The sequence below is a fragment of the Enterococcus sp. 1001283B150225_161107_E12 genome (assembly GCF_015556925.1).
Classification (GTDB): domain Bacteria; phylum Bacillota; class Bacilli; order Lactobacillales; family Enterococcaceae; genus Enterococcus_B; species Enterococcus_B mundtii.
In genome coordinates, this window is record NZ_JADNNI010000012.1 from 1 (window position 1) to 20,783 (window position 20,783).

At 37.1% G+C, this 20,783-nt stretch carries 22 protein-coding genes and 1 other RNA gene; 5 read left to right on the top strand and 18 right to left on the bottom strand.

The window, feature by feature from the left end:
* Positions 1 to 738: 738 nt before the first annotated feature.
* Together I2F89_RS09955 and I2F89_RS09960 are read right to left on the bottom strand one after the other, a co-directional pair.
* The gene (locus I2F89_RS09955; protein WP_019724011.1) at positions 739 to 1,101 is read right to left on the bottom strand and encodes a hypothetical protein; all 363 of its coding nucleotides are present in this window, start codon (positions 1,099 to 1,101) and stop codon (positions 739 to 741) included.
* Between the two features lie 71 nt (positions 1,102 to 1,172).
* Positions 1,173 to 1,553, bottom strand: a complete 381-nt coding sequence (locus I2F89_RS09960; protein WP_071868052.1) for a CvfD/Ygs/GSP13 family RNA-binding post-transcriptional regulator — start codon at positions 1,551 to 1,553, stop codon at positions 1,173 to 1,175.
* 90 nt (positions 1,554 to 1,643) lie between these two features.
* On the opposite strand from I2F89_RS09960, the gene I2F89_RS09965 reads away from it, so the two are divergent.
* The gene (locus I2F89_RS09965; RefSeq protein ID WP_195514286.1) at positions 1,644 to 2,810 is read left to right on the top strand and encodes a MalY/PatB family protein; all 1,167 of its coding nucleotides are present in this window, start codon (positions 1,644 to 1,646) and stop codon (positions 2,808 to 2,810) included.
* Between the two features lie 144 nt (positions 2,811 to 2,954).
* Here I2F89_RS09965 and I2F89_RS09970 read toward each other — a convergent pair whose 3' ends face one another.
* The gene (locus I2F89_RS09970) at positions 2,955 to 3,539 is read right to left on the bottom strand and encodes a peptidylprolyl isomerase (protein WP_034690848.1); all 585 of its coding nucleotides are present in this window, start codon (positions 3,537 to 3,539) and stop codon (positions 2,955 to 2,957) included.
* 50 nt (positions 3,540 to 3,589) lie between these two features.
* Positions 3,590 to 4,702, bottom strand: coding sequence for an SLC13 family permease (locus I2F89_RS09975; RefSeq protein ID WP_074802031.1), 1,113 nt, complete (start codon positions 4,700 to 4,702; stop codon positions 3,590 to 3,592).
* A 189-nt stretch (positions 4,703 to 4,891) separates the two neighbouring features.
* On the opposite strand from I2F89_RS09975, the gene I2F89_RS09980 reads away from it, so the two are divergent.
* Positions 4,892 to 5,890, top strand: a complete 999-nt coding sequence (locus I2F89_RS09980) for an NAD(P)/FAD-dependent oxidoreductase (protein WP_086334396.1) — start codon at positions 4,892 to 4,894, stop codon at positions 5,888 to 5,890.
* Between the two features lie 92 nt (positions 5,891 to 5,982).
* Complete coding sequence (locus tag I2F89_RS09985) at positions 5,983 to 6,492, top strand: phosphatidylglycerophosphatase A (RefSeq protein WP_195514287.1); 510 nt, start codon at positions 5,983 to 5,985, stop codon at positions 6,490 to 6,492.
* Positions 6,493 to 6,598: 106 nt separating this feature from the next.
* Here I2F89_RS09985 and I2F89_RS09990 read toward each other — a convergent pair whose 3' ends face one another.
* From I2F89_RS09990 to tadA, 6 genes are all read right to left on the bottom strand, one after another.
* Positions 6,599 to 7,246 (bottom strand): TIGR01906 family membrane protein, encoded by a 648-nt coding sequence (locus tag I2F89_RS09990; protein ID WP_074802026.1) that lies wholly within the window; start codon positions 7,244 to 7,246, stop codon positions 6,599 to 6,601.
* A 4-nt stretch (positions 7,247 to 7,250) separates the two neighbouring features.
* Positions 7,251 to 8,015, bottom strand: a complete 765-nt coding sequence (locus I2F89_RS09995) for a TIGR01457 family HAD-type hydrolase (RefSeq protein ID WP_071868057.1) — start codon at positions 8,013 to 8,015, stop codon at positions 7,251 to 7,253.
* 4 nt (positions 8,016 to 8,019) lie between these two features.
* Positions 8,020 to 8,703 (bottom strand): YutD family protein, encoded by a 684-nt coding sequence (locus I2F89_RS10000; RefSeq protein WP_019723195.1) that lies wholly within the window; start codon positions 8,701 to 8,703, stop codon positions 8,020 to 8,022.
* A gap of 11 nt (positions 8,704 to 8,714) precedes the next feature.
* Positions 8,715 to 10,121: a bifunctional metallophosphatase/5'-nucleotidase gene (locus I2F89_RS10005; RefSeq protein ID WP_071868061.1), complete on the bottom strand. Its 1,407-nt coding sequence runs from the start codon at positions 10,119 to 10,121 to the stop codon at positions 8,715 to 8,717.
* 159 nt (positions 10,122 to 10,280) lie between these two features.
* Positions 10,281 to 10,365: signal recognition particle sRNA small type (ffs, locus tag I2F89_RS10010), an RNA gene on the bottom strand.
* Positions 10,366 to 10,405: 40 nt separating this feature from the next.
* Complete coding sequence (tadA, locus tag I2F89_RS10015; RefSeq protein ID WP_071868059.1) at positions 10,406 to 10,900, bottom strand: tRNA adenosine(34) deaminase TadA; 495 nt, start codon at positions 10,898 to 10,900, stop codon at positions 10,406 to 10,408.
* A 131-nt stretch (positions 10,901 to 11,031) separates the two neighbouring features.
* Between tadA and I2F89_RS10020 the strand changes: the two genes are divergently transcribed.
* On the top strand, positions 11,032 to 11,883 hold the full coding sequence (locus I2F89_RS10020; protein ID WP_071868060.1) for a helix-turn-helix domain-containing protein: 852 nt from the start codon (positions 11,032 to 11,034) through the stop codon (positions 11,881 to 11,883).
* 71 nt (positions 11,884 to 11,954) lie between these two features.
* On the opposite strand, the gene I2F89_RS10025 is transcribed toward I2F89_RS10020, so the two are convergent.
* From I2F89_RS10025 to I2F89_RS10040, 4 genes are all read right to left on the bottom strand, one after another.
* Positions 11,955 to 12,290, bottom strand: a complete 336-nt coding sequence (locus I2F89_RS10025; protein WP_019723191.1) for a hypothetical protein — start codon at positions 12,288 to 12,290, stop codon at positions 11,955 to 11,957.
* Positions 12,291 to 12,640: 350 nt separating this feature from the next.
* Entirely contained in the window at positions 12,641 to 13,789 is a 1,149-nt protein-coding gene (gene tnpB, locus I2F89_RS10030) for an IS200/IS605 family element RNA-guided endonuclease TnpB (RefSeq protein WP_077152109.1), read from the bottom strand.
* 16 nt (positions 13,790 to 13,805) lie between these two features.
* Complete coding sequence (gene tnpA, locus I2F89_RS10035) at positions 13,806 to 14,210, bottom strand: IS200/IS605 family transposase (protein WP_019724606.1); 405 nt, start codon at positions 14,208 to 14,210, stop codon at positions 13,806 to 13,808.
* Positions 14,211 to 14,448: 238 nt separating this feature from the next.
* Positions 14,449 to 14,994, bottom strand: a complete 546-nt coding sequence (locus tag I2F89_RS10040; protein ID WP_019723190.1) for a hypothetical protein — start codon at positions 14,992 to 14,994, stop codon at positions 14,449 to 14,451.
* Positions 14,995 to 15,462: 468 nt separating this feature from the next.
* On the opposite strand from I2F89_RS10040, the gene I2F89_RS10045 reads away from it, so the two are divergent.
* Positions 15,463 to 16,938: a helix-turn-helix domain-containing protein gene (locus tag I2F89_RS10045; protein WP_071866609.1), complete on the top strand. Its 1,476-nt coding sequence runs from the start codon at positions 15,463 to 15,465 to the stop codon at positions 16,936 to 16,938.
* 125 nt (positions 16,939 to 17,063) lie between these two features.
* On the opposite strand, the gene I2F89_RS10050 is transcribed toward I2F89_RS10045, so the two are convergent.
* From I2F89_RS10050 to I2F89_RS10070, 4 genes are all read right to left on the bottom strand, one after another.
* The gene (locus I2F89_RS10050; protein ID WP_074800715.1) at positions 17,064 to 17,768 is read right to left on the bottom strand and encodes a zinc metallopeptidase; all 705 of its coding nucleotides are present in this window, start codon (positions 17,766 to 17,768) and stop codon (positions 17,064 to 17,066) included.
* 77 nt (positions 17,769 to 17,845) lie between these two features.
* On the bottom strand, positions 17,846 to 18,178 hold the full coding sequence (locus tag I2F89_RS10055) for a zinc ribbon domain-containing protein YjdM (protein WP_034688843.1): 333 nt from the start codon (positions 18,176 to 18,178) through the stop codon (positions 17,846 to 17,848).
* Between the two features lie 300 nt (positions 18,179 to 18,478).
* On the bottom strand, positions 18,479 to 19,429 hold the full coding sequence (locus I2F89_RS10065) for a DHH family phosphoesterase (RefSeq protein ID WP_195514289.1): 951 nt from the start codon (positions 19,427 to 19,429) through the stop codon (positions 18,479 to 18,481).
* A 15-nt stretch (positions 19,430 to 19,444) separates the two neighbouring features.
* Entirely contained in the window at positions 19,445 to 20,776 is a 1,332-nt protein-coding gene (locus I2F89_RS10070; RefSeq protein WP_071866612.1) for a DRTGG domain-containing protein, read from the bottom strand.
* Positions 20,777 to 20,783: the final 7 nt, after the last annotated feature.

Consider the following 20,783-nt stretch of genomic DNA (forward strand, 5'->3'; position numbering starts at 1 on the left):
TTTGTTGTCTTGAATTGAATCAAGACGCCCTACACATTTGGTTTGTCTTACTTTGTTCAGTTTTCAAAGGTCTACGTAATAAATGAAACACAACTGTCTCAACTTATCGTTTGTGATTGCCGTAGCAACTTTTATATCTTAGCAAACCATCGAATGATTGTCAACTATTTTTTAAAAGTTTTTCGAACTCGTTTTTCACGAGGTCGTTTTAGCAACTCACTTATCATAACTCGTTGTTTGTTATTTGTCAACACTTTATTTCGCTTTAAATTCTTACGTATAAGCATTTAATAAGGCGAGGAAATAATTCAACTCCGTTATATTAACATGGTTTTATCTAGTGGTCAATAGTTTTTTCGATGTTTTTCTGAATATTTTCAAAAGAACTTATTTTCGAATCAACGTTGTCTAATTTACCATGCTAACCACCTAGCGTCAATACTTATTTTTAAGTAGAAAAAAGACAAGGTTTCCAATTATTTTACGATCATTCGGATTATCCATGCATTTAATTGTTTATTTTATAAAATAAGTTAAAAATCAATTGAATCCTGAACATTCTCTTCTACTTTCCTTTTAAATAGACAAAAAAAGAAGTTTGAAAGATATTCAAACTTCTCTGAAAGTTTTGCTTGGCTCCAAAAAATGATCTCCTATTTTATTCGTCGATTCTCAAGCAGTCAACGATACACCTACGAACGGCATCCATTTCTCTTTGGTAGAGGTACTTGAATCAATTTAAAAAATTGGTACACCATCTACTTCATAAATCCCTAGTACCGTACGCATTTGTCCTGGATCTTCCCAATGATAACCTTCGCCTAACTGTTCTTGTTGATTTTTTTGTTCCGTTTCAAAAACAAAAAGTGGAACATTTTCTTGATTGATATGGGTGTTCGTCAACTCCATCAAGTTGATTTTACTCACATCAATATGAACGATTTCTTTTAAGAAACTAAGTATATTTGCTAAACCAGTCTTATCATTTGAGTGGTCTGCGCATGCGAACTCTAATTTATTCTCTCTTGAATGAACTAAAAATTTTTTAGATCCATCCTCCAAATGCAACATAATTGTACCAGCGACTCTTTTGTTTGCCAAAATTTCCACCTCGATCAACTTGTTTATGGCTTACAAGAGAATTTTAGCATATTTTCAGAAAAAATACACTTTTATTTCCTTGATTCTTTTTTATCTAATTGGATCAATGCTTCCTTGATCCATATAGGTAACTGTTTTTCAATCGTTGCAAACCCGATTTTTTTATTTTTATTAGTGAAGTATCGTTTTCTTCGGTATGGGATCGATGGTACTTTCTTTTCTAAGGTACGTAACGACAGACTGATTTTATTCGAATACTCATCAATATCAATGATTTGTACAGTCACCGGTTGCCCCACCTTCAATAATGTATGAATACTTTTCGTATAACCAGATTGCACTTCTGATACGTGGATCAACCCTTGTGTCTCTTCATCTAATGAAACGAACGCTCCATATGGTTGTATTCCAGTAATTTTCCCTTTGATTATTTCGCCTATTTTATAAGTCATATACTTCCCTCTCTTCGCATTTATCATTATACTGTAAATATTAAAAAAAAAGAAGTTCTGTTCTTGCATGTAGATATGGAGGTCTTATAGATGGAACAATTTGATGAAATAGTTTCAAGACTAAACACAGATAGCGTAAAATGGGATGCCATCTCACAAACTTATCGTAGGAATGATCTTTTACCTTTATGGGTAGCGGATATGGATTTTCCTGCACCTCATGGAGTAACAACAGCTTTTCAAAACTATCTGCAAAAAGGCATTTTTGGTTATTCAACCGTACCGGACAGTCTCTACCGATCAGTGATCGACTGGGAAGAAAGGCGCCATCATGTGACCCTAACTAAAGACCACATCCTTTTCACTAGTGGGGTCTTAGCTAGTCTCTCATTGGCGATTCAAGCATTTACAGCTCCAGGTGATGCAGTGTTGATTCATGATCCAGTTTATCCGCCATTTGGTGCAATTGTTGAAAGTAATGAGCGTCAATTGATTCGCAGTCCTTTAAATAAAACAGCCGATCATTTTGAAATGGACCTTCAAGATATGGAAGAAAAAATCGTCTCAAACAAGATAAAAGCAATGATTCTATGTAATCCGCATAATCCAGGTGGTCGTGTTTGGACCAAAGAAGAGCTCAAACAGTTAAGTGAACTCTGCTTAACATACGACGTCTTCTTATTTAGTGATGAGATCCATCAAGATATCGTCTTTTCCGGACATGACTTCACCTCGATGCAAACAATTGATCCTGCCCTTTCTCGATTATTGATCACATTCACTTCAGCAACTAAGACATTTAATCTAGCTGCAATAAAAAATTCAATGGTCTTCATTAAAGATCATGATTTAAAAAGTCGCTTTACGAAACAATTAGAAAAAAATCAACATCAAGGAATCAATACTTTCGGACTGCTAGGCACTCAAGCGGCTTACGAAACTGGTGAGGAATGGTTAAATGAGTTATTAGTTTATCTGGAAGAAAATGTCCTAGAAGTCATTACCTTCTTTACTAAGCATCTCCCTGATGTCAAAGTGATGAAACCAGAAGGAACGTACCTTATATGGCTTGATTTTTCTGCCTATATGGACGATGACCTGCTACTTGAAAAGAAGCTGATTGAAAAAGGCAAAGTCGTCTTAAATCCTGGGATCAGTTTTGGACCAAGCGGTCATTGCCATATGCGTTTGAATGTCGCTTGTCCAAGATCAGTATTAAAAGAAGGACTTTTACGTATCCAACGTGCTTTCAGTTAGAAAATGGAAAAAGTCATTGGACAAAAAATGTTAGTCTTTCCTACTTTGTTACCATCCAAACAAAAAAAGCACCGAACAGCAAAAGTATTTTCTGCTTTTGCTGTTCGGTGCTCTTTAAGAGCTTAGTATGTTTAAAATTTTACTTTATTCAGAAATCTCAATCGTTTCGATCACTACATCATGTACTGGACGATCTTGTGGTCCACGTTGCGCATTTGCGATATCATCGACTGTATCCATTCCTTCAAGTACATGGCCAAACACTGTATGACGGAAATCAAGCCATGGTGTTCCACCATTTTTATACGCTTCAATGATTTCGTTAGGGAATCCTGCTCCTTCTAACTGACTAAGCATGTTTTCTGGCACATTTGTGTTGTTGACGATAAAGAACTGGCTGCCATTTGTATTTGGACCAGAGTTAGCCATTGATAGTGCGCCACGTAGATTGAACAATTCGCGGCTGAACTCATCTTCAAAACTTTCTCCGTAAATGCTTTCGCCTCCCATGCCTGTACCGGTTGGGTCGCCTCCTTGAATCATGAAATCAGGGATCACACGATGAAAAATCACACCATCATAGTACCCTTTTTTTGCTAATTCAACAAAGTTTTGGACTGTTTTAGGTGCTAACTCAGGAAATAGTTTTACTGTAATATCTCCGCGGTTCGTTTTTATAAGAGCTTTAGGCCCCTTTTCATTCATAAGATCAAGTTGTGGAAATGCCATTTTTTCTTCCTCCTAAAAAATTCTGTCTTCTTGTGTAATCATAACATATTCTATTGATATACGGTAAAGATGAGCCACAAGAAAATCAAAAAAACGATGTTGTAGAATGCAAAGACGAATAAATACTTTTTTCTCCATTCCGGATATTGCTTGATGACTAATTTGTAAGAGATCAAACTTGCCATTGAAGCAATCAATGTCCCTAATCCTCCCAAGTTCGTCCCAATGATCAAACCCTTGATATTTTCTGTATAACTTGATAATAGGAGCGCCGCAGGAACATTACTAATCAATTGACTTGCAAAAATGCTTGCACTAACTTCATGATGCGCCACACTTTTTTCAAAAAAGGCTTGGACAACATCTACTTGTTTGATATTCCCGATAAATATAAAAAGAAAAACAAACGTAAATAATAAGGAGTAATCGATTTGTTTAAAGAGGCGACGATTATTGCCTAGGATACTGACACTCACTAAGACCAATACGACATAATGAGGGATGATACCACTTACAGCTAGAAGGCATGTTAAAAATAGACCAAAATAAAAAATGAGTTGTGTTCGCTTTAACATTATCTCTTCTGTCTTCGCCAGATCGATGGTATTATTTTTGATTCTTCCATAGATCAACATCACCAATAATATGGCAGCAGCTAGTGTATATGGAAGCATCAACTGTAAAAATTCGAGCAGTTTTAATTGTGACTGTGCGAATAAATAAAGATTTTGTGGATTACCGATCGGAGTGAACATACTTCCTAGATTACCCGCAATCGTCATTAGAGTTACGACTAAAGGAATCAATGTTCGCATGCCGATCCTTTCTACTATCAATAGACCAAATGGTACAAAGATGATCAGTGCCACATCATTCGTAATCAGCATACTACTGATAAACGTGAGAAACACTAAAATCAAAATGATCCCTCTCGTATTTTTTGTCTGGGTGATCAAATAATTGCCTAGATAATCGAAAAACTGTTGTTGCCGTATCCCTTCTACAATCAGCATCAAACAAAAAAGAAGAATCAATGTGTGAAAATCGATATAAGAAAAATAATTGAAGTTTGGCGGGATGATGAACATGGTACCTATTGCTAATAGAAAAGACAGCGTCAATACTCCGTCTTCTTTTGCATTGCTTGTTATTCTTTTAATCATAAAATTCTACCTCTTAGATTCAAACACTTCGTACTAGTAAAATAACTCTTTTTAGTTAATATTGAAAGTAAATAAACTATATGTTAGATCACTCCTTATATTTTAGTAACTGCTCGTTCCATCATTAAACTATTTGAGAAGAATTCTCAATTAAATTCTGTTATAGTGTCACCAAGGGAGGAATTTCAAATGGAAATTTACGATATTACAATTATTGGTGCAGGGCCGGTTGGCATGTTTGCAGCTTTTTATGCTGGTATGCGCCAAGCGAAAACCAATATTATTGATAGTTTGCCTCAACTTGGCGGACAGTTAACTACCTTATACCCTGAAAAATATATTTATGACATTCCTGGTTATCCAGCAATCAAAGCGGTTGATCTTGTTAATAATTTAAAGAAACAATTGACCACTTTTAATCATACATTTCATTTAAATGAAGAAGTTCTCTCACTTTCCAGAGAAGACGAGATCATCGAGATCACTACTACGAAAGGTATCCATTATTCAAAAGCTGTGATTCTGACGCTAGGAAGTGGTTCTTTCCAACCAAGAAAGCTGAATTTAGAACATGCTGACCTATACGAAAACCACGGGTTAGATTATTTCGTGAACGACTTGATGAAATATGCAGGAAAGAAAGTTGCCATTGCTGGCGGTGGGGATTCAGCAATCGACTGGGCACTGATGCTTGAACCTATTGCGAGCGAAGTTTATTTGATTCATCGTCGAGACGCATTTAGGGCTCATGAACATAGCGTCAATCAGTTGAATCAATCCTCTGTAAATGTATTAACGCCTTATTTGATTGAGCGTTTATCTGGTTCAAATGGAGAGTTGTCAGACATTCGTCTAAAAAAAGCTAAGACGGAGGAAACGATTGATCTCATGGTTGATTCATTGATCGTCAATTATGGGTTCACTTCTAACTTAGAGCATTTGTCTTCTTGGGGACTTGAAAGTTCCAGAAATGCGATCACCGTCCACTCCGATATGTCAACTTCAATTCCTGGTGTTTATGCTGCTGGCGACATTTGTAGCTATGAAGGAAAAGTGAAATTGATTGCCACGGGATTTGGAGAGGCACCGACTGCTGTCAATAACGCGTTACATTTCATCAATCCAAAAGAACGTACGCAGCCTGGTCATAGTACAAGTCTTTATGATAAAACATTTGGACCAAAATAACTCAGCTGCTTTTTTATAGAAGAAATGATTCTTGCTTTTTGTACGTACTACGTTACCATTATAGATAGAAAGAAGAGACGGAGGAATCAAAAATGGTCATAAAAACAGAAACCTTAGAAGAAAAAGCGCGAGATCTCCTAAAAGAACGTGGGGTAACAATCGAGGATATCGCTGAATTAGTCATGTTTTTACAAAAAGACTATATCTCAGATTTAAGCTTGGTGGATTGTGCGGAAAGTATTAACGCAGTCTTGACAAAGCGTGAAGTCCATAACGCGATCATTACTGGCATACAATTAGATATCTTGGCAGAACAAAAACAATTGATGAGCCCTCTTCAGCATATCATTGAAGATGATGAAGGATTATACGGAATAGATGAAATTTTAGCCTTGTCGATCGTCAACGTTTATGGAACGATTGGCTTTACCAATTATGGCTATATTGATAAAGTAAAACCTGGGATCTTGAAAAAGTTAAATAGTCACGATGGCAAAAATGTCCATACATTTTTAGATGATATCGTGGGAGCAATTGCCGCTTCTGCTGCAAGCCGTTTAGCCCACCAAGAACCGGAAAAACGGAGCCGTTTGACACAATAATCAAATAAAAATAAAAAATCATCCATAAAAATCGCAAAAGGATTTTTATGGATGATTTTTTGCTATATCCGAAAAAGCAATCAACGCGCTACACGAAAGTGATTGTTTAATTGTTCCCCTTTTTCAATTCTCTTTTGCCAACAAGAACCATCAAAGCGAAAAATAATTCGATAAGCACAAAAAACAGAATGAAACAATGCATGAAGTATTGCTCAGGTAACACATTGATGATTGGATCAGTCTGAGGATCAAACAACCAGTCATCATTATTGAAAAATGTTTCGTGAAAAAGAATAAAAAAACGATCAAAGCCAATCAACATGAAAAAGCCAAAAACAAATGGCAAGACCATGCCGATTTGAAAAGGACGGATCAGCCGCCACAAACGTTGGTCTCTTTTCAATTGACGAAGGAACAAACCGCTTGGGATCAATGTTAGTAGCAACACCCCATAATTAAGCATGAATAATAACTTGACTTCATAAAAATGATGTAAGCCACTCGCTGACATTGGAAAGTCAGGAAGTGCCAACACTTGCTCAAAAGGATTATTCAGATACATCATCAATTGATCATAATTTTGGAGTAATGTTGGTTGATCCACGGTGGTGTAATCTAAGATACCTAGATGTCCGATATCAAATACATAAAGTGGACGAAAATTGATCGTTATTGCAATTGCTAAAGTGAGCAACGTCAGGAACAAACTAACCATCCCCGCATACTCCACCCATTGCCATCGTTTATTTTTCATTGTTTTAGAAACTCCATTCATCTAACGATTGCAAGACGAAGGTTGCTGGTGTTGGTAGTTGTGGGATGTCTTCTTCTTTCGTAAAACCTGACAATACTAGCAAGGTGTCAATGCCATTACGAATCCCTGCTTGGATGTCAGTTTCATAATTGTCCCCTACCATGATGACTTCTTCTTTGTTCAATCCTAAAAGTTCCACTGCTTTATCCATAATGATAGCTTCTGGCTTTCCAATATAGACCGGTGTGGTTTGTGTCGCTGTCTCTACAAAAGAAACAACCGAGCCAGCTCCAGGTAATAATCCTCTTTCTGTAGGGATATTTTTATCAGGATTCGTACCGATAAACGTTGCCCCTTTTTGGATCGCTAAGGTTGCGGTCACCACTTTTTCGTAAGTCAAGTGATTGTCTAGACCTACTACGACATAATCAGGGTGTTCTTCTTCCCATACAAACCCTGCCTCCAAGATCAAATCTGTCAAGCCAGCTTCACCGATCACATACACTTTATTTCCTTTAGCGTCTGATTTCATGAAATCAATTGTCGCTAGAGATGCTGTATAGATTGTTTCTGGTGAGACATGGATATCAAACTCAGTGGCTAAACGTTGTGCCACTGTTCCCGGTGTTTTTGTCGTATTGTTGGTTACAAATAAAAAGGGCGTCCCATTTTCCTGTAACTGTTCAACGAATCGTTTTCCTGCCGGTATCGGCTCCGTTCCACGATAGATCGTTCCGTCTAAATCGATCAAATAGCCTTTATAATTCATAGGATCATTCTTCCCTTTGTCTAATAGTAAAATTCTTTTTAGAAGTTGATTTTGTTGGGCGTTCTGACGTTTTTTCAGTTCCCTTTGGTGTTGCCTTAGTAGTTGCTGGTTTACGATTTTTGATCACAGGTTGTTTGCGTACTGATTCAACGGGCGCTTTTTTTTCATCGATATGCGCTTGATTGTTGCGATTCGGATTTTTTTTCTTTTTGCGTCGTTGGGTGTTTTTTTCTTTTTTTCCACCAATACGTTCAATGACAAAATATGCGCAACCAAAATTACAATATTCGTATAAATAATCTTCTAATGCATCAATTCGCTGATCTGGGTGAGCACGTCGATTCGTGGCATCAAAAAAGCCTTTCAAACGTAGCTGTTCGTAACCCCAGTCACCTACGATGTAATCGTATCTGGAAAGCACTTCGCTATATCTCTCACCAAGCTTCTCAGCATTGAAACCTTCCCGGTAATCCGTTACGATACGATAAGGTCTATCACCAATCAAAAGATTCGTTTCATCTGTCAATGTGACGATTTCTCCCTTGACTTTCTCTGGCTTCGTTTCCTCGATTATTTCTTCTAAAACTGCCGTCACTTCTTCGGTCACCGTTTGTTCTTGTGAGCGATCGACCGTTTCTTGACTCTCTTTTTTGTCACTGTTGTGTTGTTTATTTTGTTTCGTCGACATGCTTTCACCACCTATTTTTCTATTATACCTTCTTTTTCATTGGTTGGGTAGTGAGCATTTAAGTAGTCTCCCACTACTGTGCGAATAAATTCGGGAAATAAAAAATCGACCTGTCCGACAATTTCGATGGTTGGGAAAAAAGGAACAAACATCAGATGGTCCACCGTAGTAACGGTATAATTCTTTTTCTCTTCGATTGGTTGTTTTTGCCACAGAACTTCTCGGTTGACCGCATCATATGTGATCCCATTATAGAAAATCTCACCAAATATCTGACCACGAAATCCCATTCCTTTGATAGGAAAATTCCGTAAGAAGAGTCGACTTTTTTCGATTTCCAACACTAAGCGAATCATATCCGAGCCTTTCAGTGTAACGTTGATCAAATGCATCGGATGAGGTAATGCGCTATGGAGTTGATCTTGATCCACCAGCCCTTTAGGTACGCTATTCAAAAAAAGCCCACTATTTAGAAATGATGCTTCTGTGTTCCCTCTTTCTTTTACCGCTTCTAAAGCGATTTGGATAAAAGAATGTTCATCAAATAAATCAAGTGATAAGTCAAATGGCAGATCTGCCACTTTCTTTTGGGCTAAAAGACGATGTCCTTGTTCAAGATAACCGGCGATTTCTTTCTCATCCTCTACGAATGCAGTCATGGTATCTGTCGGAATCGCTTTGGCGTAGTGTCCGACGATTTTTTTATTTTCCAATGAAAGATGTACTTCCCCTACATATTGCCCAAATTTTCCGGCAGCGGCTAATTGTACCTCATTTACGACTTTCCCATCAATAAAAAGATGATGGGTATGTGATCCTAAAATCACATCGATTGCAGGGATTTCTTTTGCAATCTGTAAATCATCTTGGATCCCTAGATGACTCATTAAAATAAGGACGTCTACCTGGGGACGCAATTGTTCCACTAGTTCGGGCAAAAGGTCATAAGGTTGGCGGATATCCCAACCATTTGGATTATATGTCAAAGGAAATGGCGCAGTAAAAGCAATTAGACCGACTTTTGTTCGTTGCTTTGTTTCGATGATTTTATATGGCTTTGTCCACACTGGTGGTTGCAAAGTATTTTTATCGAATAAGTTGCTCAGTAGCACATCAAAATTCGCGTGATCATATAAATGATTCAACTCATTCTTGGAATTACCTACACCTTCATTATTCCCTATAGTTGCTGCATCATAGCCGATTTGATTCATTAGTTCAACATTGGCATGACCATTCGTTGCTTCTGACAAAGGATGCCAACGATCAACAAAATCCCCAAGATCAACCGTGAGAGTTGTCGTATTATTTTTTTTCTCATTTTCACGTTTTTTTTGCTCAAGGAATCTTCTGATCCGTGGCCAGTTTTCAAGATGAGAATGTAAGTCATTCGTGTGTAAAAGAACGATTTCTTCCACTGTTTGTTCCACCTCACTTTTTTTCATCATACCATAGGGTTTCCCTTTGTTCACATGGAAAGTTTTTGCACAAAAAAAAGGTACTTAGACTTTTTTACAAAATCTAAATACCTTAAACTTGCCTCTAATAAAAAAAAGCCCTTTAGGCTTAATAAATCTAATCAATCAGACACATGGCGGCACCTGCTTAGTGCTGCTTCCTTCCGGATCTGACACGCTTCACAAGCCCACCATTGTCCTAGCCTTTCGGCAAGGAATAGTATACCGCATTTTATTATCCTTGGCTAGTCCTTTTTTAATTTCTTTTTCTTTGCTCGCAAATTTCTAAAAAACACAGATAAAAGTTCACCACATTCTTCTTCTAATATCCCGCCTTCCACATCGGCTTGATGGTTGAAACGTTCATCCTCAAGTAAATTCATCAATGTCCCTGCGGTTCCTCCTTTTGGATCATAGGCACCAAAGTAAACTTCTTTTACGCGAGAAAGAATCATGGCACCGCTACACATTGGGCACGGTTCTAACGTGACATATAATTGTGTTTCCTCTAAACGCCAACTTCCGATTGCCTTACATGCTTCTTGGATCGCAATCATCTCAGCATGTGTTGTTGCATTTTGTGTTGTTTCTCTCAAATTGTGTCCACGCCCAATAATCTGTCCTTGGTGAACCACGATGGCACCGATTGGTACTTCTGCTAACGCTTCTGCTTTTTTGGCTTCTTCAATAGCCACACGCATCCATTCTTCTTTTGTTCGCTGTTGTTCTGTTTCTTCCACTTGTACTCCTACCTTTTTTAGATTTACTTATCTTCTCTATCAAACATAGTATAACTGGCTTTTTGGTGAAGTACAAAGAGTTTTTCCTTATCGCCGTGTCCTATGGTAAACTAGTGAATGAGGTGAAGTAAATGAACACAGAAAAGTTACTAGGATTATACCCAAATGCACAAAAAAAGAATACTCCTTCTTCTGATGATCGAATTCTTTCACTAGTCGTAGAAGATTACTTCTTGTGGATCGATAAAAGTTCCTTGTCCGTTCAAGAAGAGAAACTTTTGAAAGCGTTATTTCAGAAAACAAACACCTTAGACAGACATCCTTGGTATCAATATTTATTTGAGGAAAAGGGATATGTATGTGAAGAAAGCTGCCGAATCATTCAGTTACATTTTGAAAAGAGATCCGATTTCTTACAAAAAGAATGGCGAGAAACAATTTCTGGATTATTTCCCGAAGCTCTTGATTTTTTTCTTTACACAGAGACAGATGCGTTGATCATCGAAAGAAAGCATGCCAATTATTTGAATACGGCAGATCTTAAAGGTATCTTTTTATCTCTTGATGTCGATTTTGATATGACGACACAAGCCTTTGTCGGTTCATTCCATTCAGCTGGACAAAATCTAACCGCTATGTTCAATGAAGAACGAAAAATTTTCCTGAATAAACGAACACAAATACAAGTAGCCGACCAAACGACTTCCATACAAGAAATTGCCTTATATTATTATACAAAAGAATTAGTTACATCCAGTCAGCTAACAAATGAATATCAAGAAATAATCCGTAGTTTTAAAATGGAAGACATCATTATCGAACTGTGGAAGAATTTTGGGAATATCAGTTCAGCGGCTAAGCAACTCTTCATGCATCGAAACACTCTCCAATATCGGATCGAAAAGTTTGACGAACAAACAGGCTTCAATTTAAAAAAAGCAGATGACTTACTCTTTTGTTACCTCCTTTTGTTACACATATAAAAAAAGGAACAAGCAGCAATAAACATCGCCTTGCTTGTTCCTTTTTTCGATCAATCCAAAGAGAATCGTTTTTAGATCATTTTCTCAACAAGTGACATCAGACGACCTTTCGCATCTTCTGTCGAGTCTTTGATAGAGTCACCGTAGACAGAAATTTTCTTTTTGCCAGATTTAATCTTTGCTAGCATGCCCATCAATGAATCTAAATCGCTATCTGATAAATGGTCGACGACATCTAATAACTTTTCATTCCCATCAAATTTGTCATACACGAATTTTTTTACTTTTGTTCGGTTACTTAGATGATGGATTTTTTCGATCACTTTGCCAGAAACAACTACAGCTGTTGCCACACTTGCTGCTGCTGCGACACTTAATCCAATCGTTACTTTTGTTGATGTTTTCATAATTATCAGCTCCTTTTTATCTACTACAATCATATCACAGTCAAATAGATAAGCGAACTAATTGCTATGAGCCCTGCCCGATGAATAGCAAAAAAAATTACAAAAAGCACATACTGTCTTGTTTTATTATTTGCTTTTGTACGACGCCTCATTTGGCATTTTCGGTTTCAAGCAACCTTAGTTTGATGCGGTGAACTACTCACCACTTAGCTAAACCTACCGGTTTTTAACGCTTGAAGTGGGAGCTTCTTGGGAATAGAGCATACTTGCAAGCGTATTTCTTTACTCACAGCGGTTTCTCTTATTTACCAAGCTATCCCCGTAGTTCCTACGGTTTTTGATGATTGGATCTAAGCTAATCCCATAGAATGTAGTCTTAGACCTTCGGTCAGAATATTGATACTAGCATTGATATCTCGGTCATGATGAACATGACAAACAGGACAAGTCCATTCTCGAATTTCTAGAGATTTCTTGCCGTCTTTGTGTCCACAATTCGAACAGATTTGACTAGATGGGAACCACTTATCCACTTCGATAATTTTTCGACCGTACCAGTCAGCTTTGTATTGTAACCTAGTCACAAAACTAGACCATGAAACATCCGAAATACTTTTTGCTAGTTTATGATTACGCAACATACCTTTTGTATTTAAGTCTTCTATACAGATCATATCGTGATTTTTGATAATCTCTGTGCTCAACTTGTTTAGAAAGTCATTGCGTTGATTCATTACTTTTTCATGTAGTCGTGCTATTTTACGTTTTTGTTTTTGATAATTTCTAGCTTCAAACAGATTGATACCTTTTTGTTTAGCTAATAATGCACGTCTTGACAACTTACGTTGTTCACGTTTTAGTTTTTTTGACATTTTTGACGTGAATTTATTGTTATCAATCTTTTGACCATTAGAAAGGATTGCAAAATCAGTTATACCAAGGTCAATTCCAATAGCGGAATTAGTTTTAGGAAGCTCAGCTATTTCTTCTTTACACAATAAAGAAATATAATATTTACCGCTAGAATGACGTGATATTGTAGCGGATTTGATCAGACCTTTAGGTTGTCTATGGAGCGTAATTTTAACTAACGACTTCAACTTAGGAAGTTTGACAAATTGATTATCAATCAAAGCGATTGTTCCATTTTGATTGTTAGTCGTATAGCTTTGAACTGGATTTTTCTTGCTTTTGAAACGAGGAAATCCGGCGGACTTATCGCGAAAGAAGTTCTTATACGCCTTATCTAGGTTGAGTTGTGCATTTGCTAAAGCAAGACTATCCACTTCTTTCAAGAACGGAAAATCTTGCTTATATTTTGCAGGCGTTGGAAAACTCATTTTTTTAGAGGAATTTTTCCTAGTTTCTTTATAAGCTTTCATTCGGTCATCAAGCATTAGATTGTAGACCTTACGGACACAGCCAAAAGACTTAGCAAAGAAGGTTTCTTGTTCTTCTGTTGGATAGATTCTAAATTTATATGCTTTTAGTCGCTCCATAAAGCTCGCCTGCTTTCTATTTATGATTGTTTCCTTGATTTTGAATATATTTCTTAATCACATCAATTGGTGCTCCACCAGTTGTCAAAAGACAAAAACTTTTTGACCAGAACATTTCTTTCCAAAGAAATTGTTTGATTCTTGGATAATTGCGCTTTATCAAACGTGAACTAGCACTTTTATAGGCATTGATAAATTTTGTCAATTCTGTTTTTGGTTGAGCTTTGAACATAATATGAACGTGGTCTTTATCATGATTCCACTCAACTAAAGTGATATGATACGATTCTGAGATTCTTTCAAAAGTCGCTTTAGCGTAGTTAGATATTTCATTATCAATTACTTGTCTACGATATTTCGTTACTAAAACAAGGTGATAATAAAGAAGAAATACTGAATGGTTATTTGTGTCTAATTCCATGTTGTATCAACTCATTTCTTGTATAGACTGATTTTAACATGAGACAAAATAAAAAAGCAATACGCCTTAGTTGTCGGTCTTCGAGTTACCAACGGTAACCCTCATACCGAACGGCATTCATCACCCACCTATAGAGGATGGGCGACTTCTGCCTAATTCTGTTAAAAAAAGCACCTCCTTTTTGGAGATGCTTCATACGAACAACTAAAGTAAATCATCCATCCAAAGAAATGTAAGGTCAATTAACCGGAACGTATTGGATATTTGTTAGCATTTCAGGCAAATCATCTTCTAATTCTGCTAACTTATTCCAAATCAATGTCATTGTCTCAAAAAATTCCTTTGATGATTTATCTGAATTTAAACTTCCTAATGCGTTCAGCCAAAGAAGTTCTAATAAATACGCTTCTTTGATTCCCGTATGTTCTCTGACAAATTCTGAGAACGTTCGTTTGAACAACGAGGCCATGTCTAATTCGGATTTGATAACTACTCCTCTAATACTCTCATGAATCGAGAAAAACTCCTTCAATAAATGAACGACACTGAAAAAATCGTCAATAACGTATTCAGCTAAATATCGATCAAAACATATCGTAATCTCTTCGATAATTTTTTCTTTTAGTATACGGATTGATTTAAAATGTGCATAGATCGGGTAAGTAGAACAGCCACAAAAAGAAGCTAAACTTCTCGCTGTGATTGTCGATAACCCATTTTCTTCAGCATATACCATACTCTTAAATAGTAAATATTCTTTACTAAAATTCGTCACTCTTCCCACGAAACCATCCATCCTTTCCGATTATCTTATTCATATCCGGCAATGATTCTTTTTTTAATTTCCCATGACGATCCAGCGCATTCGCTAGTAGGAAAAACTTATGTAAACCATGAAGAAACAAGTTTTGATAAAAAAAAACGATAATAACATATTTCGGGGGTTAAAATATGTCTCTTTGTAATAGAAGCTTGATTTATCTAATGCTTCGCCAAAAATAAGATTTAAAAAATAACGATATCCTCAATTAAATAACATTGTATTCCCTTATCCAAGATTATTTAAATGATTCCAACTTGACAAAATAAGCAAAGAAATAAACAATAGAATAGATAACTGATTATCATTTCTTAAAATAACAAGTTATATAATCAAATTCTATTACTATGTGAGAATATCATACATTGAAAACACTTTCCACTCACATTTTATGTCACCACTAGTACACTAATTGTCAGAAAGGAGTCCATCATGTTAATCGATGCAAAAAAGAAAGAGTTATTAGTCCTCTATACGATCGCTCAAAAAAGTCAATGTACGTTAAAAGAACTTGCGGATGAACTGACTATACCTAAACGGACAATCAAAGAATTGATTCGAAAGTTGAATACTACGATTGAACAGCAATTGAGCATTTCTACTTTTATTTTCTCTACACACAAAGGAGAAATAACTATATCTGATGAATACCAAGAAATAAAAATGATGATTTATCACAAGCTCAAACTTTTTTATTTAAGAGAATCCAATCGTTTCAATTACTTATTGCTTATGGTCAATTATCCCAAAGCGTATGTTCCGAAAAAATATTTATTGGAGCAATTATACATATCCCACTCTTACTTAGAAAAATTAACACACCAATTGAATGAAACACTTCAAGATTTTGAAATCGAGATTGTTTCATCTCAGGGCTGTTATTTGTTCAAAGGAAACGAATTATTTATCCGACTCTATTTGTTTTTTATCCTATCTGATGCTTTTCAAGGGTTGGAATGGCCTTTTGACAAATTCAAATTGAGCCAACTAAAAAGAGAGCGGCGATTATCCAAAAAATTGCTCGTTTCAAAGCATTCATTGAAATATCAAGAAAACCTGTATTTGCTGATTGCTATCTTTACGCTTCGTACACAACAATCATCATTGATCACCTCTGAATCTAGTGAGGTCTATGCTATTTTAGAATTGCTACAACAGGTACAAGATGTCTCCGGTAGTTTTAAACATCATTTGTTTCATCTTTTACCACATGAAATCGCCATTGATGAACTATTGCATTTTAATTTTTTGATTTATTGCTTTTTTCCTAATCTCATTTCAAGCCAGCAGAAGAGTTTGATTGGTTATACTTTGACGAATAAACGTAATCATCTATGTATGAAAATCACCTCACTAACAAAAGAGCTAGCTCAAACCTTTCCAGTGATTGCATCATCTGAAAAAAGGTTTTTCTACAATTACTATCTTATGCTTTCTTTAATTTCTATTTTGATATTGGGAAATACAACTCCTTTTTTCTACTCGTTGCATTTTCCTAAACCAGCACTTGAGATTGATGAATCGAATGAACAAATACAACAAATACAACAAATTATCTCTGAAGTTTTTCATGACCATCCAAAAAAAACATTGATTATTTATTATTTGAGTAGCTTGATCTATAACCTCTTGCAGTCGGAAACAAATGAAAAATTATTGATCTATGTACAAATGAATAAAACGCTGACAGGGAATTATCATATCCAAAATCGATTACGACAAGTATTTGACGAAAAAATGATTCGCTTGACAGAAAATCCAGAACAAGCAGATTTGATCGTCACCGATTGGTTTGATAAATTTCATCAAACGAGTAAAATTTTTTACCTTGATCCTAGTAAAGAAAAAGATTTGTGGGTAGATTTAGTCACAAAAATTCAACAACTCTATGTCAATAAAATGATTTGATTTAAAGAAAAGATAGGAGAAGCAAGCGTGTCTCCGTCTGAACTTTTAAATTAATACTAATTTTTCCAAAATAAAAAGTGAGTGGATCAGTCCAATCGACTGTCCCTCACTTCTATTGGTTTGTTCTAGTCTCGACGGTTGCCGCCAAAAAGCAAAATCAAACGTAGTAATTGTAAGAAAGTAGATAGCGCTGCAGCAACATAGGTCAAAGCCGCCGCAAATAGCACATGTTTCGCCATTGGTACCTCTTCTTCTGTCAGTAAGCCACCTTCACTTAAAATTTGGATCGCTCGTCTTGACGCGTTGAATTCTACTGGTAGCGTAACAAGTTGAAACAATAGTGCCAATGAAAAAGCGAAGATACCAATATTGATCAACGTCGTATTCCAACTAAATAATACACCTACCATGATCAACGGAAACGAAATCATCGAGCCAAAATTAGCGACAGGCACTAATGAAGCTCTGATTTTCAACGGCGCATAACCAACGGCATCTTGCACTGCGTGTCCACATTCATGGGCAGCTACCCCGATTGCAGCGACTGAGGTAGATTGTGCTGTAGCTTGCGATAAACTCAACATCTTGTTCCCTGAATTATAATTGTCCGTCAAATCACCGGCGATTTGTTGGACGCCAACGTTATTGATTTTCTGACTTTGTAAAATGAACTGGGCGGCTTGTGTACCAGTCACATTATTTTTGCTTCTGATTTTGTCATATTTACGAAAAGTACTATTGACGTAAGCAGAAGCGATTCCGGAAATAGCTAATCCAGCAATAACTAAAAGAAACGTTGGATCTAAGCCATAAAAACCATATCCATACATAATCGTTTCACCCTTTCCTCATTGCTTTTATTTTACCATTGTTCGAGTAGAATAATTGTGAAAAGAGATTGAATATTTTAATTCTTTTTGACAAATTCTGATTTCAGCTTCATCGGACCAAACCCTTCGATTTTACAATCGATATTGTGGTCTCCTTCAACTAAACGGATATTCTTCACCTTTGTTCCTTGTTTGATAGGTGAGGAAGCTCCTTTTACTTTTAAATCCTTGATAACGGTCACACTGTCGCCATCTGTTAAACGATTGCCGTTTGCATCAAGTACTACTAGGCCTTCTGCTTCTGTTTCTTCTGATGGTGTCCATTCGTTTCCACATTCAGGACAAATCAATAATCCCCGATCTTCATAAGCATATTCTGAACCACATACTGGGCAATTTGGTACTGTCATGTTGTTTCTCCTTTTTGTTCGTTATTGAGCAATATTATAACGGAAAAATAACAGTTTGAAAAGAGCAACTTATTATCAGAGCTCCTAGACTACCTACGCTGATTCAATCTCACTGACCTTGATTGCACATACACCTGATAAAAAGACAATCAACTTCGATGAGTAAATGGTCAAGGCAGAAGTAACCTGATTGCCGAAGAGGTCACTTCTGCCCCCACCATTTATTCGTGCCAAAGGGAATAAATAAAAGAGCATGTAACGTTTGCTTAAAATTCTCGATTTACTACTTGGAGTACACTTTTAACGTGTATAATTGGTGCAAGCTTCTTGTATTTCTTTGTAGATCTCTGCCACTTCTTGCAGGTCTTTTGCATTTGCGCCACTTGCCAAAGGATGGCCGCCACCATGATGTCGTTTGGCGATCTCGTTGATGACTGGTCCTTTTGAACGTAAACGTACACGATAATAGCCCTCTGGTTGTTCGACAAAAATCGCCCAAGCTAACACTTCGTCAATCACACCAGGTAAAGAGACGACAGCTGCGGTCTCTGAATCGACGATGCCATACTTGCCTAACAATTCTTGTGACAATATCACTTTTCCGGCACCTTTTTCGTCAACTTCGATCGTTTGATAGACACAACCGGATAGTTTCGCTACTTTCATGGTGATTTGTTCGATTTCACGATTCAATTTGCTTGCGTCGAAAGAATACTTTCTTAACTCTGCTGCTAGTTCTAACGTGCGTCCTGTTGTTGAAGGATATAAGAACCTTCCAGTATCACCAACGATTCCTGCATACAATAAACGAGCAGAGTCGCTGTTCATTTTCAGCTCATCAGGGAACAGCAAAGCAAACTCAGCGATCATTTCACTACAGCTGCTAGCTTTCGTATCTACCCAAAGTAAATCACCATATGGTTCATCATTCGGATGATGATCGATTTTGATCACTTGATCCCCTAAGGAATAGCGCTTATCATCAATACGTGGCGCATTCGCTGTGTCTGTCACGATGACTAATGCCCCTTGATAAAAGGCATCGTCGATTTCTTGCATTTCTGTTAAATAACGTAAGCCCTCAACGTCTTTTCCAACTTGACGAATTTCTTTTTCTGGAAAACTATTACGTAATAACTCGGCTAATCCCACTTGTGAACCTAAAGCATCTGGATCAGGTCTTTGATGTCGGTGGATCACGATTTTTTGATATTTTTTGATTTCATTCAAAATCTGTTCTTGTATGGTCATTTTCTTTCCTACTCTCTACGAACGTTCCATCACTTGGCAGACGACAATGGCTTTAGCCACGATCGTGTTTTCTATAAATACTTCTACATCAAGTTTAGCGGATCTTCTACCGATTTCTAAAACTCTTGGACGAATGTCTAACTCACTTTCGATCTGGATCAGACGAAGGTAATGTAGATTCATTTGCTCCAACAAGATATTCCTGCGTTGATTCATGATCATTGTTTTTTGAGCAACATCTGAAATGATTTCACTTAACACCCCAAAAGAAATCGTTCCAACACCTGTTACCATTTGTGGCGAAACCTCAAATTTGAACTTAGGCGTCGTCAATCGATTGCCTTCACGATCTGTATCGATCGTTTGGATCGCCCCTGAAATCTGATCAGAAATCGTATCAGCGATTTGCGGTTGACGTTGCACCAATTGCATCGCCTTCATGACATCTTGCCGTGTGATCAATCCTTCTAACGTCAAATCATCGGAAACGACTGGCATGACTTCTAAACCATCCCAAATCATTTGATGTCCGACAGAAGCGACGCTCATCGTTTTCTTGACACTGATGGGATCTTTGGTCATGACCCGATCAATGACTTGTGTCGGTGCTTTACCTACGACATCTTTTGCCGTAATGATCCCCATCAAACGCATGTGATGATTCACCACTGGGAAACGAGAATGTTGGGTTTCTTCTGAAATCCGTTGATAATCAGCCACCGTATCCGACTGTAACAAATAATGTGTTTTCTGGGCAGTCAAATAAATATCACCGACGAGCATGATATCTTTTTTGATCAGTTGGTCACTAAGCGCTCGGTTGATCATCGTCGCTACGGTAAAGGTATCATAGGTCGTACGTAAAATCGGCATAGCTAATTCATCCGCTAATTTGGCAATCTCAGGCGTCGTATCAAAACCACCCGTGATTAACACTGCTGCGCCATCCTCAAGTGCTAATTTTTGCACTTCTGTACGGTTACCAACAATCATCAATGAACCTGGAGTGATATAGCGTTCCATGGCGTGTTCGGTCATCGCACCTATGACAAATTTATTCAAGACTTTATCTAGACCGACTGCTCCGCCTAAAACATCGCCTTCAATGATCCGCACGACTTCGCCAAATGTCAATCGTTCGATATTTTTCTTCAATTTACGTTCGATCCGAATCGTTCCTACTCGTTGGATCGTTGACACTAATCCTACATTTTCAGCGTCTTTAATTGCTCGATAGGCCGTTCCTTCACTGACATTCAATTCTTTGGCAATACTACGGACAGATATTCGATTCCCCACTGGTAGGCTTTCGATATATTCTAAAATCAAATCATGTTTTGTCGCCATCTCTTTC

Bases quoted from the DNA above. Each gene is read 5' to 3' on its own strand.
- I2F89_RS09965 (WP_195514286.1), top strand. From the start codon at position 1,644: ATGGAACAATTTGATGAAATAGTTTCAAGACTAAACACAGATAGCGTA.
- tnpA (WP_019724606.1), bottom strand. From the start codon at position 14,210: ATGGAATTAGACACAAATAACCATTCAGTATTTCTTCTTTATTATCAC.
- I2F89_RS10000 (WP_019723195.1), bottom strand. From the start codon at position 8,703: ATGTCGACGAAACAAAATAAACAACACAACAGTGACAAAAAAGAGAGT.
- I2F89_RS10055 (WP_034688843.1), bottom strand. From the start codon at position 18,178: ATGACAGTACCAAATTGCCCAGTATGTGGTTCAGAATATGCTTATGAA.
- I2F89_RS09970 (WP_034690848.1), bottom strand. From the start codon at position 3,539: ATGGCATTTCCACAACTTGATCTTATGAATGAAAAGGGGCCTAAAGCT.
- I2F89_RS10045 (WP_071866609.1), top strand. From the start codon at position 15,463: ATGTTAATCGATGCAAAAAAGAAAGAGTTATTAGTCCTCTATACGATC.
- I2F89_RS10050 (WP_074800715.1), bottom strand. From the start codon at position 17,768: ATGTATGGATATGGTTTTTATGGCTTAGATCCAACGTTTCTTTTAGTT.
- I2F89_RS10070 (WP_071866612.1), bottom strand. From the start codon at position 20,776: ATGGCGACAAAACATGATTTGATTTTAGAATATATCGAAAGCCTACCA.
- I2F89_RS09980 (WP_086334396.1), top strand. From the start codon at position 4,892: ATGGAAATTTACGATATTACAATTATTGGTGCAGGGCCGGTTGGCATG.
- I2F89_RS10025 (WP_019723191.1), bottom strand. From the start codon at position 12,290: ATGAAAACATCAACAAAAGTAACGATTGGATTAAGTGTCGCAGCAGCA.
- I2F89_RS10065 (WP_195514289.1), bottom strand. From the start codon at position 19,429: ATGACCATACAAGAACAGATTTTGAATGAAATCAAAAAATATCAAAAA.
- I2F89_RS09995 (WP_071868057.1), bottom strand. From the start codon at position 8,015: ATGAATTATAAAGGCTATTTGATCGATTTAGACGGAACGATCTATCGT.
- I2F89_RS09975 (WP_074802031.1), bottom strand. From the start codon at position 4,702: ATGATTAAAAGAATAACAAGCAATGCAAAAGAAGACGGAGTATTGACG.
- I2F89_RS09990 (WP_074802026.1), bottom strand. From the start codon at position 7,246: ATGAAAAATAAACGATGGCAATGGGTGGAGTATGCGGGGATGGTTAGT.
- I2F89_RS10020 (WP_071868060.1), top strand. From the start codon at position 11,032: ATGAACACAGAAAAGTTACTAGGATTATACCCAAATGCACAAAAAAAG.
- I2F89_RS09960 (WP_071868052.1), bottom strand. From the start codon at position 1,553: ATGACTTATAAAATAGGCGAAATAATCAAAGGGAAAATTACTGGAATA.
- I2F89_RS09985 (WP_195514287.1), top strand. From the start codon at position 5,983: ATGGTCATAAAAACAGAAACCTTAGAAGAAAAAGCGCGAGATCTCCTA.
- tnpB (WP_077152109.1), bottom strand. From the start codon at position 13,789: ATGGAGCGACTAAAAGCATATAAATTTAGAATCTATCCAACAGAAGAA.